Origin of the sequence: Haloarcula hispanica ATCC 33960, from assembly GCF_000223905.1 — an archaeon.
In the GTDB taxonomy this organism is placed as follows: Archaea; Halobacteriota; Halobacteria; order Halobacteriales; family Haloarculaceae; genus Haloarcula; species Haloarcula hispanica.
In genome coordinates this window covers 710039-727094 of the sequence record NC_015948.1, presented here as the reverse complement: position 1 = coordinate 727094, position 17056 = coordinate 710039, and the positions used below count along the sequence as shown (strand labels likewise).

At 65.9% G+C, this 17056-nt stretch carries 16 protein-coding genes; 9 read left to right on the top strand and 7 right to left on the bottom strand.

Annotated features, from left to right (window positions below; translation table 11 throughout):
- Positions 1 to 87: 87 nt before the first annotated feature.
- The 4 genes from HAH_RS03740 to HAH_RS03725 all read left to right on the top strand — a co-directional run bounded on the left by HAH_RS03740 (position 88) and on the right by HAH_RS03725 (position 4941).
- Positions 88 to 1638, top strand: coding sequence for an acyl-CoA carboxylase subunit beta (locus HAH_RS03740; protein WP_014039710.1), 1551 nt, complete (start codon positions 88 to 90; stop codon positions 1636 to 1638).
- Between the two features lie 2 nt (positions 1639 to 1640).
- On the top strand, positions 1641 to 1946 hold the full coding sequence (locus tag HAH_RS03735) for a hypothetical protein (RefSeq protein ID WP_014039709.1): 306 nt from the start codon (positions 1641 to 1643) through the stop codon (positions 1944 to 1946).
- A 139-nt stretch (positions 1947 to 2085) separates the two neighbouring features.
- Positions 2086 to 3930, top strand: a complete 1845-nt coding sequence (locus HAH_RS03730) for an acetyl-CoA carboxylase biotin carboxylase subunit (RefSeq protein WP_023843149.1) — start codon at positions 2086 to 2088, stop codon at positions 3928 to 3930.
- Between the two features lie 63 nt (positions 3931 to 3993).
- Positions 3994 to 4941: a biotin--[acetyl-CoA-carboxylase] ligase gene (locus HAH_RS03725; RefSeq protein WP_014039707.1), complete on the top strand. Its 948-nt coding sequence runs from the start codon at positions 3994 to 3996 to the stop codon at positions 4939 to 4941.
- Positions 4942 to 4961: 20 nt separating this feature from the next.
- Here the strand turns inward: HAH_RS03725 and HAH_RS03720 are convergent, their stop codons facing one another.
- The 6 genes from HAH_RS03720 to pan1 form a co-directional block, all read right to left on the bottom strand.
- A complete protein-coding gene (locus tag HAH_RS03720) occupies positions 4962 to 5441 on the bottom strand; it encodes a universal stress protein (protein ID WP_014039706.1) in 480 nt (159 codons plus the stop codon).
- 72 nt (positions 5442 to 5513) lie between these two features.
- Positions 5514 to 5972 (bottom strand): SHOCT domain-containing protein, encoded by a 459-nt coding sequence (locus tag HAH_RS03715; protein ID WP_014039705.1) that lies wholly within the window; start codon positions 5970 to 5972, stop codon positions 5514 to 5516.
- Positions 5973 to 6005: 33 nt separating this feature from the next.
- Positions 6006 to 7031, bottom strand: coding sequence for an amidohydrolase family protein (locus tag HAH_RS03710; protein WP_014039704.1), 1026 nt, complete (start codon positions 7029 to 7031; stop codon positions 6006 to 6008).
- Between the two features lie 21 nt (positions 7032 to 7052).
- Complete coding sequence (locus HAH_RS03705) at positions 7053 to 8276, bottom strand: HD domain-containing protein (RefSeq protein ID WP_014039703.1); 1224 nt, start codon at positions 8274 to 8276, stop codon at positions 7053 to 7055.
- A gap of 65 nt (positions 8277 to 8341) precedes the next feature.
- The gene (locus tag HAH_RS03700; RefSeq protein WP_014039702.1) at positions 8342 to 8923 is read right to left on the bottom strand and encodes a DUF420 domain-containing protein; all 582 of its coding nucleotides are present in this window, start codon (positions 8921 to 8923) and stop codon (positions 8342 to 8344) included.
- A gap of 128 nt (positions 8924 to 9051) precedes the next feature.
- Positions 9052 to 10266 carry a proteasome-activating nucleotidase Pan1 gene (gene pan1 / locus HAH_RS03695; RefSeq protein WP_014039701.1) on the bottom strand — a complete coding sequence of 405 codons (1215 nt, stop codon included), beginning with the start codon at positions 10264 to 10266 and terminating at the stop codon, positions 9052 to 9054.
- Between the two features lie 155 nt (positions 10267 to 10421).
- Between pan1 and HAH_RS03690 the strand changes: the two genes are divergently transcribed.
- The gene (locus HAH_RS03690) at positions 10422 to 11162 is read left to right on the top strand and encodes an NAD(P)/FAD-dependent oxidoreductase (protein WP_014039700.1); all 741 of its coding nucleotides are present in this window, start codon (positions 10422 to 10424) and stop codon (positions 11160 to 11162) included.
- Here HAH_RS03690 and HAH_RS03685 read toward each other — a convergent pair.
- Positions 11154 to 12218, bottom strand: a complete 1065-nt coding sequence (locus tag HAH_RS03685) for a M48 family metalloprotease (protein WP_014039699.1) — start codon at positions 12216 to 12218, stop codon at positions 11154 to 11156. The two genes, HAH_RS03690 and HAH_RS03685, sit on opposite strands and share 9 nt — an antisense overlap.
- A gap of 101 nt (positions 12219 to 12319) precedes the next feature.
- On the opposite strand from HAH_RS03685, the gene HAH_RS03680 reads away from it, so the two are divergent.
- From HAH_RS03680 to HAH_RS03665, 4 genes are read left to right on the top strand one after another with little or no spacing between them, the layout of a single operon-like run.
- Positions 12320 to 13429, top strand: coding sequence for a DUF4129 domain-containing protein (locus tag HAH_RS03680; protein ID WP_014039698.1), 1110 nt, complete (start codon positions 12320 to 12322; stop codon positions 13427 to 13429).
- Positions 13429 to 14172 (top strand): DUF7269 family protein, encoded by a 744-nt coding sequence (locus HAH_RS03675; RefSeq protein WP_014039697.1) that lies wholly within the window; start codon positions 13429 to 13431, stop codon positions 14170 to 14172. The genes HAH_RS03680 and HAH_RS03675 overlap by 1 nt, the downstream gene beginning before the upstream one ends.
- Positions 14169 to 15494, top strand: coding sequence for a DUF58 domain-containing protein (locus HAH_RS03670; protein WP_014039696.1), 1326 nt, complete (start codon positions 14169 to 14171; stop codon positions 15492 to 15494). The genes HAH_RS03675 and HAH_RS03670 overlap by 4 nt, the downstream gene beginning before the upstream one ends.
- Complete coding sequence (locus HAH_RS03665) at positions 15491 to 17056, top strand: DUF7519 family protein (protein WP_014039695.1); 1566 nt, start codon at positions 15491 to 15493, stop codon at positions 17054 to 17056. Before HAH_RS03670 ends, HAH_RS03665 begins: the two co-directional genes overlap by 4 nt.

The window sequence follows — 17056 nt, the reverse complement described above, 5'->3', positions numbered from 1 at the left end:
CGAGAAATAATGGTGAAGTTTGATAACGCTTTTCTCGGATGCCCGCAAGGAGTCGGATATGCTCCGGTCCGGGAGAAGTGATATCGCGTGAGCCACGATGACCGTGTCGAGGACCTTCGGGAACGAAAAGCCGAGGCCGAACGAGGTGGTGGCGAGGAACGAATCGAGGCGCAACACGACCGCGGGAAACTCACCGCGCGTGAGCGCATCGATTACTTCCTCGACGACGGCACCTTCGTCGAGATCGACTCGCTCCGTGAACACCGCTCGACGAACTTCGACATGGCCGACAAGAAAGTACCGGGAGACGGCGTCGTCGTCGGCTACGGCAAAGTCGACGGCCGCCGGGTGTACGTCTTCGCCCACGACTTCACCGTCTTCGGCGGGTCGCTGGGCGAGGCGTTCGCACAGAAAGTCTGTAAGGTGATGGACAAGGCCATCGAAACGGGCGCACCCATTATCGGGCTGAACGACTCCGCCGGCGCGCGGATTCAGGAAGGGATCGACTCGCTGGCGGGCTACGCCGATATCTTCCACCGCAATCAGCAAGCTAGCGGTGTCGTGCCACAGATTTCGGCCATCATGGGGCCGTGTGCCGGCGGTGCAGTGTACTCCCCGTCCATTACGGACTTCGTCTACATGGTCGAGGAGACCAGCCACATGTTCATCACCGGGCCCGACGTCATCGAGACGGTGACCGGCGAGGAGGTCGGCTTCGACGAACTCGGCGGCGCGAAGACCCACGCCTCCGAGTCCGGGGTGGCTCACTTCACGGCCGCCGACGAGAAAGAGGCGATGGACGACATCCGGTACCTCCTCTCGTATCTCCCCCAGAACAACGTCGAGGACCCGCCGCGGGTCAAACCCTGGGACGACCCTGAACGGCGGGACGAGGCACTGAAGACGGCTGTTCCCGACGCACCACAGAAACCCTACGACATGACGGATGTCGTTGGGCGCATCGTCGACGAAGACTCCTTCTTCGAGGTGGCCGAGGACTTCGCGCGCAATATCGTCATCGGGTTCGCCCGCATGGACGGCCACAGCGTCGGTGTCGTTGGCAACCAGCCGCGAGTCAACGCCGGCACGCTCGACATCAATGCCTCGCGGAAGGGCGCTCGCTTTGTTCGGTTCTGTGACGCGTTCAACATCCCGATTCTCACGTTCGTCGACGTGCCCGGGTTCATGCCCGGCAAGGACCAGGAGCGCAACGCCATCATCAACCACGGCGCGAAGCTCCTGTACGCCTACTCGGAGGCCACCGTCCCACTGGTGACCGTCATCACGCGGAAAGCCTACGGCGGGGCCTACGACGTGATGGCGTCGAAGCACATCGGCGCGGACATGAACTACGCCTGGCCGACCGCCGAAATCGCCGTGATGGGGCCGAAGGGCGCGGTGAACGTCCTCTACGACGACGAACTGGAAGACGCCGACGACGTGGAGGCCCGCCGGCAACAACTCATCGACGAGTACCGCGACGCCTTCGCAAACCCCTATACGGCGGCCAAGCGCGGCTTCGTCGACGATGTCATCGAACCCCAGGAAACCCGCCCGCGGCTCATCGACGACCTTGACCTCCTCCGGGGGAAACGCAAGGACCAGCCCGACCGCAAGCACGGCAACATCCCACTGTAACGATGGCCGCAGACACTGACTCGGCTGTCGACGCCGAACTGGTCGCGGAGATCGCTGCCCAGCTCGACGACGCGTCGACGGACGAGGCGGCCGCCATCGCCGTCGCCATCGGTGCACACCTCACCGACCGTCAGCGCGCGGCGGCAGCGGCCGCGGCGGCTGCGGCGGCAGACGACGGGGACTCCTGGGACGGCAGACAGTGGTCGTTCTCCGGGCGCGTTGAAGCCACGCAGAAGCGGTCCGTTCGGGTTCGCTCGGACGCGCCGACCGACCCCTGGAGCGCTGCCGGCCGCGCCGAACGGTTCTAATCGCGGACAGTTTTTTGTCAGTTGCTCGGCGACGCCCTGAGTCGGTTTGTGGTCATGTTCCATACTAACATGATTATATATGTAAGTTTGGCCGCTATCTGCGCATAGTTTTATGGGCCGACTCTCAGTATGAGGGCGTATGTTCGATAAGGTGCTCGTCGCTAATCGCGGGGAGATAGCGGTGCGCGTGATGCGCGCATGCGAGGAGTTGGGCATCGGCACAGTGGCCGTCTACTCTGACGCCGACAAGCACGCCGGGCACGTCCGGTATGCGGACGAGGCGTACAACGTCGGTCCGGCCCGTGCCGCAGACTCCTATCTCGACCAGGAAGCGATTATCGACGCGGCCAAGCAGGCCGACGCGGACGCCATCCATCCTGGGTACGGCTTCCTCGCGGAGAACGCCGACTTCGCGGAGCGCGTCCAGGAGACGGACGGCGTCACCTGGGTCGGCCCCGAGAGCGAGTCGATGGAGGCACTGGGCGAGAAGACGAAGGCCCGCAAGATCATGCAGTCGGCCGACGTGCCCATCGTCCCCGGGACGACCGACCCGGTCGATGACCCCGAGGAAGTCGTCGAGTTCGGCGAGGAAAACGGCTTCCCGGTGGCCATCAAGGCCGAGGGTGGCGGTGGCGGCCGCGGGATGAAAATCGTCCACGACCCTGAGGAAGCCGAGGAACAACTCGAAAGCGCAAAGCGGGAAGGAGAGGCGTACTTCTCGAACGATTCGGTGTATCTCGAACGGTATCTTGAGAACCCCCGCCACATCGAGGTCCAGATCATCGCCGACCACCACGGCAACGTCCGGCATCTGGGCGAGCGTGACTGCTCGCTCCAGCGCCGCCACCAGAAGGTCATTGAGGAGGGGCCATCGCCGGCCCTGAACGATGCGCTCCGCGAGAAGATCGGCGACGCTGCCCGACGCGGCGTCCGCGAATCGGACTACTACAACGCCGGGACTGTCGAGTTCCTCGTCGAAGAGGACACCGACCGCGAGCAAGGGGAACTGCTCGGCGAGGAGGCGAACTTCTATTTCCTCGAGGTTAACACCCGCATTCAGGTCGAGCACTGCGTCACCGAGGAGATCACCGACATCGACATCGTCAAGTGGCAACTTCGGGTGGCGATGGACGAGGAGATCACCTTCGAGCAGGACGACGTGGAGATCGAAGGTCACGCGATGGAGTTCCGCATCAACGCCGAGAACGCCGCTGACGACTTCGCGCCCGCAACCGGCGGCAGCCTCGACACCTACGACCCGCCGGGCGGTATCGGCGTCCGCCTCGACGACGCGCTCCGGCAGGGCGACGACCTCGTCACGGACTATGACTCGATGATCGCGAAGCTCATCACCTACGGCGGGGACCGTGAGGAGTGTATCGAGCGCGGGAAACGGGCGCTCAAGGACTTCGACATCGAAGGCATCCCGACTGTCATTCCGTTCCACCGCCTGATGCTCACCGACGAGAAGTTCGTCACCGGGACACACACCACGAAGTACCTCGACGAACACCTCGACCGCACGCGTATCGAAGAGGCGCAGGAGCAGTGGGGCACAGTCACCGAATCCGATGGCGACGAGGACGAGGAAGTCGTCGAACGCGAGTTCACCGTCGAAGTCAACGGCAAGCGGTTCCAAGTCGACCTCGAAGAGCGCGGCGCACCCCCGATCAACGTCGGCGACGTGGACGCCGACGGCGGGAGCCAGCCACAGCGGCCACGGGGCGGCAGTAGTTCAGACAGCGGAGGCGGCAGTGCCACCGCCGCCGAAGGGCAGGAAGTCGCCGCGGAGATGCAGGGGACGATTCTGGAGGTCAACGTCGAGGAAGGCGACGAGGTCGAGGCCGGCGACGTCCTCTGTGTGCTGGAAGCGATGAAGATGGAAAACGACATTGTCGCCGAACGCGGCGGCACTGTCAACGACGTAGCCGTCAGCGAGGGCGAATCCGTCGACATGGGCGACTTGCTCTTTGTGATCGGGTGAGCGAGCGGCCTGCCCGCCGCGCGCTGCAGACGCCTTTTATTCCGGCCGGTCGAAGCCCCCTCCATGAACGAGACACGCCACCGGGTACTCGATGCACTGGCAGACGGCCCTGTCTCGGGGCCGACCCTCGCCGACGAACTGGACATCTCCCGCTCTGCGGTCTGGAAGCACGTCGAAGCCCTGCGTGACGAGGGGTTCGAGATCCGCAGCGACGATGCGGGCTACGTCCTCGATTCGGTACCGGAGTTCGGGGCGAGCGCGGTCGAATACGGCCTCGACGCGCCGTTCTCCGTCGAGTACCACGACAGCATCCCCAGCACGAACGCTCGTGCCCGCGACCTCGCGGCGGAGGGGGCGTCGGACGTCGTAGTGCTGGCCGACGAACAGACCGGCGGCCGGGGGCGACTCGACCGCGATTGGCACTCGCCGAGCGGCGGGGCCTGGCTCTCGGTGCTGTTCCGGCCCGACGTGCCGATGGCCCACGCGCCGGTGTTCACGCTCGCGGCGGCCGTCGCGGTGACGCGGGCGGCCCGCGAGGCCGGCGTCGACGCCAGCATCAAGTGGCCCAACGACGTGCTCGTCCGGCGCGGCGAGGAAGAACGCAAGCTAGTCGGCATCCTCACCGAGATGGAAGGCGAGGCCGACCGCGTCTCGTGGGTCGTCGTGGGCATCGGCGTCAACGCGAACGTCGACCCCGCGGACTTGCCCGACGAAGCGAACCCGACGAGTCTCTCGGCCGAGCGCGGCGAGCCGGTCGACCGACGGCTGTTCACCCAGCGACTGCTGGAGGAGTTCGACTCGCTGCGCCAGGACACGGAGCAGGTCGTCGAGGCGTGGCGGGAGTACGCGACGACGCTGGGACAACAGGTCCGGGTCGAGACGCCGGGCGGCCCCATCGAGGGCGAAGCCGTAGATATCCAGTTCCCGGGCGCGCTCGTCATCGAGACAGAATCTGGGACAGAAGTCGTTTCAGCGGGAGATTGCGAACATCTCCGTCCGGTTACGGAGTGAGGGCGACGACAGGAGACACGTCACTGTGGGACGCCGGTAGGCTGTTCGTCCTCCGAGATATCCTGTGGCGTCGTCTCGACCGGAACAGTGACGACCGGGACGTGGGCCGACCGGACGACCCGTTCGGCGACGCTTCCCAGCAGCAGACGGTCGATGCCGCCGCGTCCATGGGTCCCCATCACGATGAGGTCACAGTCGTGCTGGCTCGCGTAGTCGATGATTTCCCGGCTCGGGCTTCCCTCGGCTGTGGCTCGCGTGACAGTCACATCGTCGGCAACGAGGCGCTCAGCCATGTCCAGGGCCATCTCGCCCTCGCGGTGGAGCGAATCGGTGACGCTCTCCCACGTCGGTTCGTGCGGGAGCGTCGAGAACCGGCCGGTGTCGACGACGTACAGCGCGTGAATCTCGCTGTCGTGGGTCGTCGCAAGTGTTTCAGCGTGTGTGAGTACCGCTTCCGACCCCGGCGAGCCGTCTGTCGGCACCAGTATCCTGTCGTACATGCTGTACTATTGTCTGGCTGAAGGGATATAGTTTGGTAACAGGCAACATACAACAATCGAGCAGGATAGAGCTCAGTTCAGCTCTCGGTCCCGTTCGTACTCTGTTGCCCCGGAGCCATCCAGCGCCGGTTCGTCGAGGGCCTGTTCGAGCCGTCGTTCCAGTTCGGCTTCGGTTATCTCCCCGTTGGCGTAACGCTCGGACAGCCGTTCGACAGGGTCTGTCTCGTCGGCACTGGGCGCACCTGCTGTGTGCGTGGCCTGCGTCTGTGACACGTCAGTGGTCGACGCCGTCGCCTCGTCCTGACCGATGAGTCTCGACGCAAACCAGTACACGGCGTAGCCGATAGCCGCCAGCACCCCGATAGTAGCCGCCAGGGAGACGATACCGAATGCGAGGCCGACAAGGCCCCAGAACAGTCCGAACACGAGTCTCACAGCGGCAAGAACGACAATCAGCGACACGACTCCGAGCAGGCCATACAGGAGTATCTTCAGTGGTGTGCTCAGGGCGCGGTCGGTGGTGGAGGGCATCGCCCAAGGATACTATTCCCGCAGTGATAAGAATTATTCCGTCCCGGGGTGGACGACCCGCCGAACGTCGGCCGTCTCCGCCCGGCGAACGACAGCCCGAACCGGGTTTCGCGCCCCGGAGAGGTTGTCCGAATCCCCGTCGAGAACGAGCAGGCGTGCCGGCTGCCCGGGCTTGACCAGACCGCCGCCAAGCCCAGCGATTTCAGCCCCGTTGACTGTGGCCATCCGCAGTACCTCACGGGCGGAAATGTCGTACAGCTTCGCGGTAAACTCCATCTCGCGGAACATCGACGGGCTGTTGAGCATGACGTTGTCCGTCCCGAGCGCGACTGTCGTCCGGTCGGCCAGTTCCTCGACCGGCGGACGGCCCACGTCGGTGACGATGTTCGACCGGGGACAGACGACGACGGGGATTTCGCTGTCGGCGACCCGTTCGAGATGCAGCGACTCGGCGTGAACCATGTGGACGAGGAAGTCGGGGTCAAGGTCGAGCGCGGGGTTGATGTCGGAGCTGTCGACCTCGCCCGCGTGGATGCCGAACAGCTTCCCGGCCTGTCGTGTCGCGCGCCGTTCCGCCCCGAACTCGCTGTCGTTGGCCCCGCTCGCGCCAAAGCCGTCGGCCAATTCCATTGCATCGGTCGTCTCGCGTCCGAGAATGACGCTGTCGAGGTCTGAACCCGCCAGCGCGTCCTGTATCGCGCGGACGCCCTCAACGCCGCCCTCCCGGAACTCGATGAACGCGCCAGTCCCGGACTGCTCCATGAACGACAGCGTCCGCGCCATCGCGGCCACCAGTTCGTCCCGGCTCGCATCGCGGAGTAATCGGTGTTTCAGGCCGTCCGGCGGCGCGACCAGTTCTTCCAGCGAGAGCCCCTCTCCGGCCTCCTTGGCGATTGAATCGCCGATGTGGGTGTGGGCGTTGACGAACGCCGGGACCACGATGTCGTCGCTGTCGACCGCGGTCTCCTCGACGGCCGCTATCTGTCCGTTCTCGACGACGACGCGGCCCTCGATGGCCTCGAACGACCGGCCCGTCAGAATCGTCCCCTGGAGAATCATACTCCCTGTTCGCCCGTTCTCTCAGTTAAATTCATCGAGGGTCGCATGGAGGCCCGGCCGCACGTCCCGGACTCTGGCTCCGTCGAGGTCGAGTCCCAGTTCGCGGATCGCCGCCGCGCCGACCCGCTCGCTCTCGTCTTCCGGCGCGTAGACGCCGAGCCGCCACTGGTCGCGCTGGGCGGCGCGGATGGCGTTGACCAGTGTCGACTGCTCGCCGAGCCGGCGGACGTCGCCGTTGACGAGGACGCGGCTGCTCGACTCGGTCATCGACGGTTCGGGCGGGATATCGAGCACAACAGCGTCGCTGTCGACGTTCGCTTCGTCGGCGATAGCCTGCTCCATCGCGCCGACCGCTTCGTGGTCGGCCGCCAGAATCTCGTCGGGCACGGCACCCCACTCCGCCCAGACGGCGCGCTTGTACAGGTCCCGCTGACTCAGCCGCCGGGCGTACGCTTCCGTCGCGTCACACTGTCGGAGCGCCACGAGCAGGTCGTTGTCGTCCCATCGGCGAAGCGCCTCGGCCGTCGTGTCAGTCGCGGCGAGCAGTTCCTCAGTCCCCCGGCGCAGCATCGACTTGGCAATGCGGGCGACGTGGTGCTGGTAGACGGTGGGGTTCATCAGCGCCCGCGCGAGCAGAAGCGACTCGGCCGTCTGGACGTTCCCCTCGTCCAAGACGAGTTCGCCGTCGACGAAACACAGCTCCCGGACCAGCCGCTCGTGGTCGATGGTCCCGTAGGGCACGCCCGTGTGGTGGGCGTCACGGACCAGATAGTCCATCCGGTCGACGTCCAGTTCGCCGGAGACGAGCTGGCCCAGTTCGCCTTCGCCAGCAACGAGGCCGGCCACGCGGTCCGGGTTGAGGCCGTGTTCCGAGAGCACCCGCGCGACAGGACCGTCACCGAGCAGTTCGTCCACGTCGTCGTGGTACTTGCCTGTCCGACGGTGGATGAGCGCCTCGACGTTGTGGCTGTACGGCGAATGTCCCACGTCGTGGAGCAGTGCCGCGGCGCGGACCCGTTCGGCCTGCTGGCCCTCAATGCCGAGGTGAGATAGTGCCCGGTCCGCGAGGTGATAAACACCCAGCGAGTGCTCGAATCGAGTGTGGTTCGCCGAAGGGTAGACTAGCGTCACCGTGCCGAGCTGGGAGATGTGCCGAAGCCGCTGGACCGGCGGTGTATCGAGCAACGCCGCCGCGACGCCCTGAATCTCGATGTGGTCGTGGACGCTGTCCTTGATTGTGGTCATTGCCCGGGTCTACGGCGGCGGCCGGCAAAATCGTTCGCCACCGCCCGCGCTGAGAGAGCGGTCGCTTATCGGGGGACCCAGCCGTAGATGTGGTTCAGCATGACGTAGGTCACGAGTCCGAGAAAGAGGCTCAGCCCCCAGGCCGAGACGGCGATGCGGCCCACGCGAGCGTGAATCGTCTCCCTGAGTTCAGCGGGAGAGTGTGTCAGCCCGAGCACGACCGCGTGAACGACGACGGGCACGGACACCGCGGACAGCAGGATGTGGATGGCGAGCATCACGATGTACGCCGTCCAGACGATCCCCTCGGCGACGATCTCCTTCTCGAAGCCGCCGCCGACTTTGAGAATATACAGCGCCAGAAACACCATGATGAGGGTGAAGGCGGTTAGCATCGCTGCGCGGTGTTTCTGTACTTGGTCGTTCTTGATGAAGTAGACGCCGGCGACGATTGCGAGCAAGGCGATACTGTTGACGACGGCGATTGCGTCACCCAGCAGGATGACGGTGTCGTTCGAGAACTCGGGGAGGGGTAATACGCCACCGAACGCGCCGAACACGAGCGCGTAGCCAACGACCGAGACGACAGCGGTGACGAGCCGCGGACGAGCGCGGGCACGCGACTGGAGTGTGTCTGCGACGGCCATAGCAACAGTTCAGGACCGGAGTGGTAACTGTGTTCTGAAACGGGCGGGAACAGCGGCGCGATTGCGAGCCGGAGCGGTGGCTGCTGACTCGGAAAAACGGCGGGAAATCCGATAGAAGCGTGGCCGAATCAGGCGAAGGTCCGGGAGACGTCCTCGTCGTCGGTCTCCTCCTGCTGGATCTTCTCCCAGGCGTTGTGGAAGTCAGCCATCGTGACCTCGGTGCGATCGTCGCGGATGGCGAACATCCCGGCCTCGGTACAGATGGCCTTCACGTCCGCACCAGAGGCGTCCGTTATCTCCTCGGCCAGTGCCTCGAACTCCACGTCGTCGGAGACGTTCATGCTGCGGGTGTGGATCTGGAAGATCTGCTTGCGGCCCTCAACGTCGGGGTTCGGGACTTCGATGAGGCGGTCGAAGCGGCCGGGGCGGAGGATGGCGCGGTCGAGCATGTCGAAGCGGTTCGTCGCGGCGATGATACGGATGTCGCCGCGGTCGTCGAAGCCGTCCATCTCCGAGAGCAGTTGCATCATCGTCCGCTGGACCTCGGCGTCGCCGGAGGTCTTCGACTCCGTCCGCTTGGCCGCGATGGCGTCGATCTCGTCGATGAAGACGACGGCGGGCTCCTCCTGACGGGCCAGTTCGAACAGGTCGCGGACGAGCTTTGCGCCCTCGCCGATGAACTTGTGGACCAGCTCGGAGCCGGCCATCTTGATGAACGTCGCGTCGGTCTCGTTGGCGACGGCCTTCGCCAGCATCGTCTTGCCGGTGCCGGGCGGACCGTGCAGCAGGACGCCGCTCGGCGGGTCGATGCCGACGTCTTCGAACATCTCGGGGCTCTTCAGCGGCATCTCGACGGTCTCGCGGACCTCCTCCATCTGCTCTTCGATGCCGCCGATGTCGGCGAAGGTGACGTCCGGCGACTGGTCGACCTGCATCACGCGGGCGCGAACGTCGGTCTCGTCGTCGAGCTGTTTGACGATAGAGAGCGAGTTGTTGACGGCGACGCGGTCGTCGGGTTCGAGGTCCTCGCGCATCTCGTCAGTGACCTCTGTCAGGGCCTCCTGGTTGTTGCCGTGCTGTTTGATAATCACGCCGTCACTGGAGAGTTCCTGAACGGTCGCGACAAACAGCGGTGACTGCTTGAGCTTCTTGTTCTCGTGCGTAAGCCGTTCGAGCTTCTGCTGGTACTTGTTGTTTTCCGCGTTCGCGTCCAGCAGCTTGTCGCGCATCTCCTCGTTCTGCGATTCGAGCACCTCTAGCCGCTCCTGCAGCGCCTCGATCTTCTGTTGCTGAGACGCGTCATCGTCGTACGGCATATCGACCTCGTCGACGGTGTCGGTCATTACGACGCCTTTAGTAGGTGTACCGTTATGAGGCTTCGGGTAGTCCCAGAAACTGTATCGCCCGGCGTTCGTCCGGAGGGGGCCGCTACTGGCCGCTTCCTGTCCGTAGGTCTCAAACCGGCACGTTTCTTGGCCCCCATCGAAAACATCTGTCTATGCCAACCGACCGCGAAGAAGTCATCATCGTGGGCGGGGGCGTCGCCGGACTTTCGGCGGCGATATACACCGCTCGCGCCGACCTGTCGACTCGGATTATCTCGACCGGTGAGTCGATACTGAACCGCAACGCACACCTGGAGAACTACCCCGGATTCCCGGCGGGAATCAACCCCCGGCTCTTGCTCGAACTCATGCGGGCACAGGCGCGGCGCGCCGGCGTCTGGTTCATCGACGGCGAAGCCGAGCAGGTGACGGAAACTGCGGAGGGCTTCGAGGTAACCTGTACCGACGGCGAGTCATACGACGCGACGCACCTCATCGCCGCGTCCTGGTCGGACCCGTCGTATCTGGAGGGGCTGGAACTCTCGCTCATCGACCGCGGGTCGAAGCAGTTCATCTCGACCGACGAGCAGGGCCGGACCGATATCGAGGGGCTGTACGCGGCCGGCCGGCTGGCCGAGCAGCATCACCAGACCATCGTCGCCGCGGGCCACGGCGCACAGGTCGGGCTGACACTGCTAGAGGACTCAGACATCGACTTCTATCACGACTGGACCGCGCCGGAGGGGTATTTCACCGGCCGCGACCGCCCGGTTCCGCCGGGCTGCGAGGAAATCGACGAGGAAGAGCGCAAAGAACGCGAACAGGAGTCACTGGAGGTCATGCGGCGGTACTTCGAAGAACCGATGCCGGGCGAGCCGACGATGCACCCGAGTGTCGACCAGGATTCAGACTGACCCCGTTTCGAGCGAGCGTGCAACTGACTGCAGCCGTTCGATTCGCTCGGCTGTCGGCGGGTGTGACCGCGCTTCGATAGACAGGGAATCGCTCGACGCCGCCGTGTCGAACCCGTGTGGGAGAAAGCACAGTCCGCGGACGCCCGCGTACGCGGTGCGCTTATCGGTCCCCGGCCGTTCGTCATTTCCTTCGAGTGTCTCTAACGCCTCGACGAGCGCGGCGGGGTCGCCGGTCAACTGGGCCGCGCTCCGGTCGGCGGCGAACTCCCGAGCGCGTGACAGCGACCGGCCGAGGACGACGACGGGGGCAGTGAACACGCCCAGCGCGACGCCGCCGAACAGGACTGTCACCGCGAACAGGAACAGGAAACCAAGCGTGAACGAGAGGCTTCCGACGGGGGCCGCGAGCACCCGGGCGCTGCACACGTACGCGAAGCCGAGCGCGACCAGCCCGAGCGCATAGCGACTCCCGCTCCCGCCGGGGAGGAGGTCATCAAGCGGGTCGTACTCGCCGTTTGTCAGCGACGGGAGGAAACTGGCCAGCGTCATGACGGTCGCGTCGCGGTTGGCGACGTGCATGAGTTCGTGGGCCAGCACCGCGTCGAGTTCGTCACCTCCGAGCGTCGCCAGCAGTCCCTCGCTGACGACCACCGTCGCGCCGCCGAGCGTCCCGATGGCGAAGCTGTTTGGCACGTCGGCGTCTGCGACGGCAATCCGTGGCGGCGTGAGGTCGGCCAGTTGCGCGAGCCGCTGCACCCGTTCGTGGAGGTCGGGGTACTCCTCGGGACCGACGATGCGAGCGTCGACCTCGACCATTGTCTGGGCTCTGGTGTATCGCAGCTGTGCCCAGACAAACGCGACGAGGGCAGGGGCGAGAACAGCCACCCACCAGGCGATGCGTGCCGACGCCCCACCGAACGGGAGGTGAGCCGCGACAGCATCCCGCACCGGCGCAAGCCAGGGTGTCAGGAGCACCGCCGCGGTCGCGACCACAGCGATGTCGACGGCGAGGAGGAGCAGGAGAGTCCACAGCATCCGGCGAGTCAGTGTCCGCATAGAGGTAGTTCTGCTATACCCACAGCGGATGAAAGGTTTTCTGTTCGGACAGTCCAGCAGTGAGGGAAAATATTTATCCTGTCACCGGAAACGGTGCTACAGTGTCAACAAAGCTGGTTCGTGCCGCCCTCGCCCTCCTCTGTGCGGTCGCTGTCCTGTTCGGCACGGCGCTGTTTCCCGGCGCGCTCGGCGTCGAGTTCGAGTCGAGCGGTCCCCTCGACAGCCGAGCGAGCGAGCCGGTCACGCCCGACGGAACAGCACCCGACGACGTCGACAGTGGGCCGACGCCGGTAGCGACGAGCGATGGGGCAGAGACGACGCCGAGGACGAGCGACGAGCCGGCAGCGACAGCGACGCCAACACCGACGGAGACGGCGACAGCGACGCCGGTAGCCGGTGAAGGCGAAGACAGCGGGTCCCCAGTTCTGGTGAAACTGATCGGGCTGGCGCTTATCGGCGGGTTCGGCGCCGTCGCGGTCGGTGTCATCCGGGCGGCATCAGACCCGGAACGCGACGGGTCGACAGACGCCGGACTACTCCTGCATCCGCTCCTCGACAGATTGGCCGGGACAGTCGTCTCGGCGGTTTCGAACGGCGCGGTTGGGCGGACCATCGGCCGGATTCCGAAGGTAACGACCGCCGCGCTGCTCTCGGGGTCGTCGGCGCTCTCACGAGTCGGGGCCGGTATCAGCGCCGTCTCCGGCGGTGTCCTGACCGGATTGGCGACGGGAATCGGGTCGGTCGGCACGATGTCACTGCGAGGGGTCGCCGGCCTGCCGAGTGCGCTCGGGTCGCTCTCGGTCGCGCCGTTCAGAGCCCTCAGGGGCTTCGGTGGGACCGGCGGCTTCCTCGCCTCAGTCCGAAGTGGCGTCGATAGCCCGCCGCTGTTTGGTTCGTCGGACTCGGAGCAGCGGCAGTCGACGGCCACCGAATCGACGGCAGAGGCGGACGACGGCCCGGACATCGATAGCCTGTCCATCCAAGAGGCCTGGGCACTACTGGCCGACCGCGTCTCCGTGTCGGACCCCGAGACGGCGACGCCCGGCGAGTACGCCCGCCGGGCTATCGACAGCGGACTTCCGGCAGAGCCCGTTCGACGGCTAACAACCCTCTTCCGCGAGGTCGAGTACGGCGGGCGGTCGGCGACCGGTGCCCGAGCCGAATCGGCCCGAAACGCCCTCAGACAGCTCCTCGGCGGAGGTGACGACTGATGAGCGATTCAGAGTCACGACAAGGTGAGACCGCCAGCGCAACCATCGACGTCAGCGTCGAACGCCCGACGCCGGGGCGCAAGTTCGTCCGGCACACGCTGTTGGGACTCGTCGCACTTGCCGGAGCGGTGTTCGTCGTTACTTTTCCCTCAGTCCTCCCAGATGTCGGCAGCGGGACGGCTAGACGGCTCCGGCTCGGTGCAAGTATCGGAGCCGTCGTAATCGGCCTCTTCGGTCTGTATACTGTCGTGTTGACACAGGAGTCGGACCTCCCGCCAGTGAAAGGGAGCCAGCCGCGTGACCCGTATCGTGACGACGGTACAGACGACGAGCCGGCAGAACTGCTCGACGAACTGCTGGAACCCGAGGCGACACAGGCGAAATCCGGCGATATGGTCGGCGATGATATCGACGAGCTACTCGCGAAGATCGACGGACGTGTCGACCCCTACAACGGCCTCGAAGCGAGCTATGCGTCCGAAGTCAGGAACAGGCTCCGCGAGGCCGCGAGACAGGTGCTGGTCGAAACGGCGGACATGTCGACGGAGGCGGCGGCCCGGGACGTCCGTACTGGCTCGTGGACGGACGACCGCCGGGCGGCCGCCTTCCTCGGCGGCCCGGACGCACCCGACCCGCCAATCGAGATGCAACTACGTGACTGGGCCAGCGGCGAGGGGTTCGACCGGAAAGTCGAAGCGGCGGCGACCGAGATACGACGGCTCCAGCGAGGTGAGGGTGCATGAGCACCCGAGAGACGACACAGCGAAACGTGGGCGTCTCGGCCGCGCTGGTGGCCGGCGGGGCCGGAATCGTCACCGGGAACCCGGCGGTTTTCATGGTCGCGGCAGTGGCGCTGGTGTACGCGGCCTATCAGGCGGCCATCGGCGACCCTGAACCGACGCTCACGGTCGAGCGTCACGTCGAACCGGCCGACCCGGTCCCCGGGTCGGAGGTGACAGTGACGCTGACGCTCACGAACGACGGGGACGCGACCCTGCCCGACGTTCGCGTCCTCGACGGCGTCCCCGAGCGGCTCGAAGTCGTGGACGGCTCCCCGCGCTTTGGTACCCATCTCGAAGCCGGGGCGTCGGGTTCGGTCACCTACACCGTCGAAGCCCGGCGCGGGGACCACGCGTTCACCGACGTAGCGGTCGTCTGCCGGAACCTGACCGGGACCGTCGAGTTCGCCGAGCAGGTCGCCGTCGAGACGACACTCTCGTGCAGTGCCAGCGTGGACACCGTCCCGCTTTCGGGACAGACACTCTCCCAGTCCGGGCGCGTGCCGACGGACGCCGGCGGGAACGGCCTCGCTTTCTACGCCATCCGCGAGCACCAGTCCTCAGACCCGATGAACCGCGTCGACTGGAACCGCCTCGCGAAGACCAACGAGCTGGCGACAGTCGAGTTCAAGGAGACGCGGGCGGCCACCGTCATCACGCTCGTGGATTCCCGACACCCCGTTGCGGGCGAGACGGGCACGCCCACGGCTGTCCAGTTCTGTGCCTACGCGGCCCAGCAGGTCGGCTCGGCGTTGCTGGACATGGACAACCGGGTGGGTGCCGCCGTCTACGACAGTTGTGAGACGCTCCAGCCGTCGGCCAATCGGGCACAGGAACAGCGATTGGAGGCGTTTCTAGAGGGGACTGTGAACGGGGCGGCCACCGGGTCGTCGGGGGCCCGCGGTTCATCGCTGCTCGACACCGGCACCCGAACCCGGCGGATGCAGTCGCCGACCGGGATGACAGACCGGTACGGCATCGCCGACGGCGGCGACGCGGTGGCGACGCTCGACCGCTCGATACCGAGCGAGTCACAGGTCGTGTTCTGTACGCCCCTGCTCGACGACCGGGCGGCCGATGCGGCGAAACGGCTCGCCGCGTACGGGCACGCGGTCACGGTCGTCAGCCCGGACATGACGACCGGGGACAGTCCGGGCAGTACCGTCGAACGAATCGACCGAACGGCCCGCCTCGACGACCTTCGAGGGAGGGTTCGGGTCGTCGACTGGACGCCCGCGGAACCGCTCGCCAAAGCCCTCATTCGCGCAACGGAGCGGTGGGCATGACGGAACTCGACAGTCGGCCGGCGGCATCGAGCGCGGCGCTGGCCGGAACAGTCGCGGTGCTCGTCTCGCTCGCCCTTGCCGTCGCTGTCGTGGACCCGATACTAGTCCTGACCGGCTTCGTCGGCGGGCTCTGTATCGCAGCTGGGGTCTGGGCGCTCCGTAGCGATACCCACGACCGCATCGCCGGCGGCAGCGTTGCCGTCGTCATCGGCGCGGGCGTGTTCTGTGGAACCGCGCTGTTGGCGACTGACTACTGGTCGCTCGTCGTGGCGCTCGGGTTCCCGCTGGCCGCCACACTCGTCGTCATCGACGCGAGTAGCGGACTGGTGCCGCCGACCGACGCGACGGACGAACTCACGGCGATGCTCGACGAGAGTTTCGTGGTACTGGTGGTCGGTATCTGCGCCACAATCGTCTGTGCCGTCGCCGCTGCCGTCAGGCTGCCCTGGGTGCTCGTCCGTGTCGTTGCCGGCTTCTCGGTCCAGCCGCTCGTGGGCTTCGTGACGCTACAGGTTGGTGTCCTCCTCGCCCTGTTGTTGCTGGACCGAGTCACGGAGACGCTGGAATCGTGGATTCCGGCACCCACGGCGACGACCGACCGGACGCTCGGGCGACTGGACCTGCTGGGGACGAGCTGGTGGGACGTCGACCGCTACGTCAAAGCCGCCGTGGGCCTGCAGTTGCTCGTGGCGTTTGTCCCGACAGCACAGGGACTGTTCGACCGCTTCCTCGATAGCCTCCCGGTGCTCGGCTCGGCCCTGCGGGTCGTTCTCAGTGGTCCGCTCCACCTCCCCCTTGTAGCCGGACTGCTGGCGTTACTGAGTATCCTCGTCGTCGAACGGCTCCGGCAGTGGCTGCTACAGTGGCTGGGGGACAACCCCGGACGGTTGCTGGCGCGGCAGACCGGCAGTATCGTGCTCCCAGTGGTGCTGCTGCTGGGCGCGCTGGTCCTTACGGCCGCTGGCGTGACCCGGCGGGTAGCACCGACCTATACTGGGGGCGGCCACTACGGCTCGGCGACCGTGGTCCTTCTCGGCGTCTTGGTTTCAGTCGTCGTCCTTCGTGGACTCGTCACGGTGCTGTCCGAACTAGTCGGTGCGGAGTTGCTGTCCCGACGTGTGGCGGGATTCGCGGCCGGGAGCGGACTCCTGTTCGTCATGACGCTGCTCGGAGCGGAGCGCGGACTCGCACCGATACTCGTTCTCGTCGGGAGCGCGGCGGCGCTGCTGGTCTGGGACGCCGGCGCGCACGCCAGCAGTATCGGCCACCAGCTGGGCCGGGACGCCGAAACGACGGACAGCGAGTTCGTCCACGTCACCGGCACTGCGGCCGTCCTCACCGGGGCTATCCTGCTCGTGATGCTCGTCAGGTACGTGCTCATCCCGGTCGCGGTTCCGACCACGTCGGCCGAGCTCTCGCTCAGCTCGGTGGTCGCGCTCGGACTGGTCCTGCTTGCGATAGCCGCCTTCACTCTCGCGCTGAACGCCCACGACGGGGGACCACGTACCAGCAGCGACAGGAGTGGTACGCGAAACGAGCAGCCCGCTACTGACGGCGACTAG

What these genes read in the sequence shown, in the direction of transcription:
- HAH_RS03735 (WP_014039709.1), top strand. Translation starts at nt 1,641, where the DNA reads ATGGCCGCAGACACTGACTCGGCTGTCGACGCCGAACTGGTCGCGGAG.
- HAH_RS03730 (WP_023843149.1), top strand. Translation starts at nt 2,086, where the DNA reads ATGTTCGATAAGGTGCTCGTCGCTAATCGCGGGGAGATAGCGGTGCGC.
- HAH_RS03725 (WP_014039707.1), top strand. Translation starts at nt 3,994, where the DNA reads ATGAACGAGACACGCCACCGGGTACTCGATGCACTGGCAGACGGCCCT.
- HAH_RS03720 (WP_014039706.1), bottom strand. Translation starts at nt 5,441, where the DNA reads ATGTACGACAGGATACTGGTGCCGACAGACGGCTCGCCGGGGTCGGAA.
- HAH_RS03715 (WP_014039705.1), bottom strand. Translation starts at nt 5,972, where the DNA reads ATGCCCTCCACCACCGACCGCGCCCTGAGCACACCACTGAAGATACTC.
- HAH_RS03710 (WP_014039704.1), bottom strand. Translation starts at nt 7,031, where the DNA reads ATGATTCTCCAGGGGACGATTCTGACGGGCCGGTCGTTCGAGGCCATC.
- HAH_RS03705 (WP_014039703.1), bottom strand. Translation starts at nt 8,276, where the DNA reads ATGACCACAATCAAGGACAGCGTCCACGACCACATCGAGATTCAGGGC.
- HAH_RS03700 (WP_014039702.1), bottom strand. Translation starts at nt 8,923, where the DNA reads ATGGCCGTCGCAGACACACTCCAGTCGCGTGCCCGCGCTCGTCCGCGG.
- pan1 (WP_014039701.1), bottom strand. Translation starts at nt 10,266, where the DNA reads ATGACCGACACCGTCGACGAGGTCGATATGCCGTACGACGATGACGCG.
- HAH_RS03690 (WP_014039700.1), top strand. Translation starts at nt 10,422, where the DNA reads ATGCCAACCGACCGCGAAGAAGTCATCATCGTGGGCGGGGGCGTCGCC.
- HAH_RS03685 (WP_014039699.1), bottom strand. Translation starts at nt 12,218, where the DNA reads ATGCGGACACTGACTCGCCGGATGCTGTGGACTCTCCTGCTCCTCCTC.
- HAH_RS03675 (WP_014039697.1), top strand. Translation starts at nt 13,429, where the DNA reads ATGAGCGATTCAGAGTCACGACAAGGTGAGACCGCCAGCGCAACCATC.
- HAH_RS03670 (WP_014039696.1), top strand. Translation starts at nt 14,169, where the DNA reads ATGAGCACCCGAGAGACGACACAGCGAAACGTGGGCGTCTCGGCCGCG.
- HAH_RS03665 (WP_014039695.1), top strand. Translation starts at nt 15,491, where the DNA reads ATGACGGAACTCGACAGTCGGCCGGCGGCATCGAGCGCGGCGCTGGCC.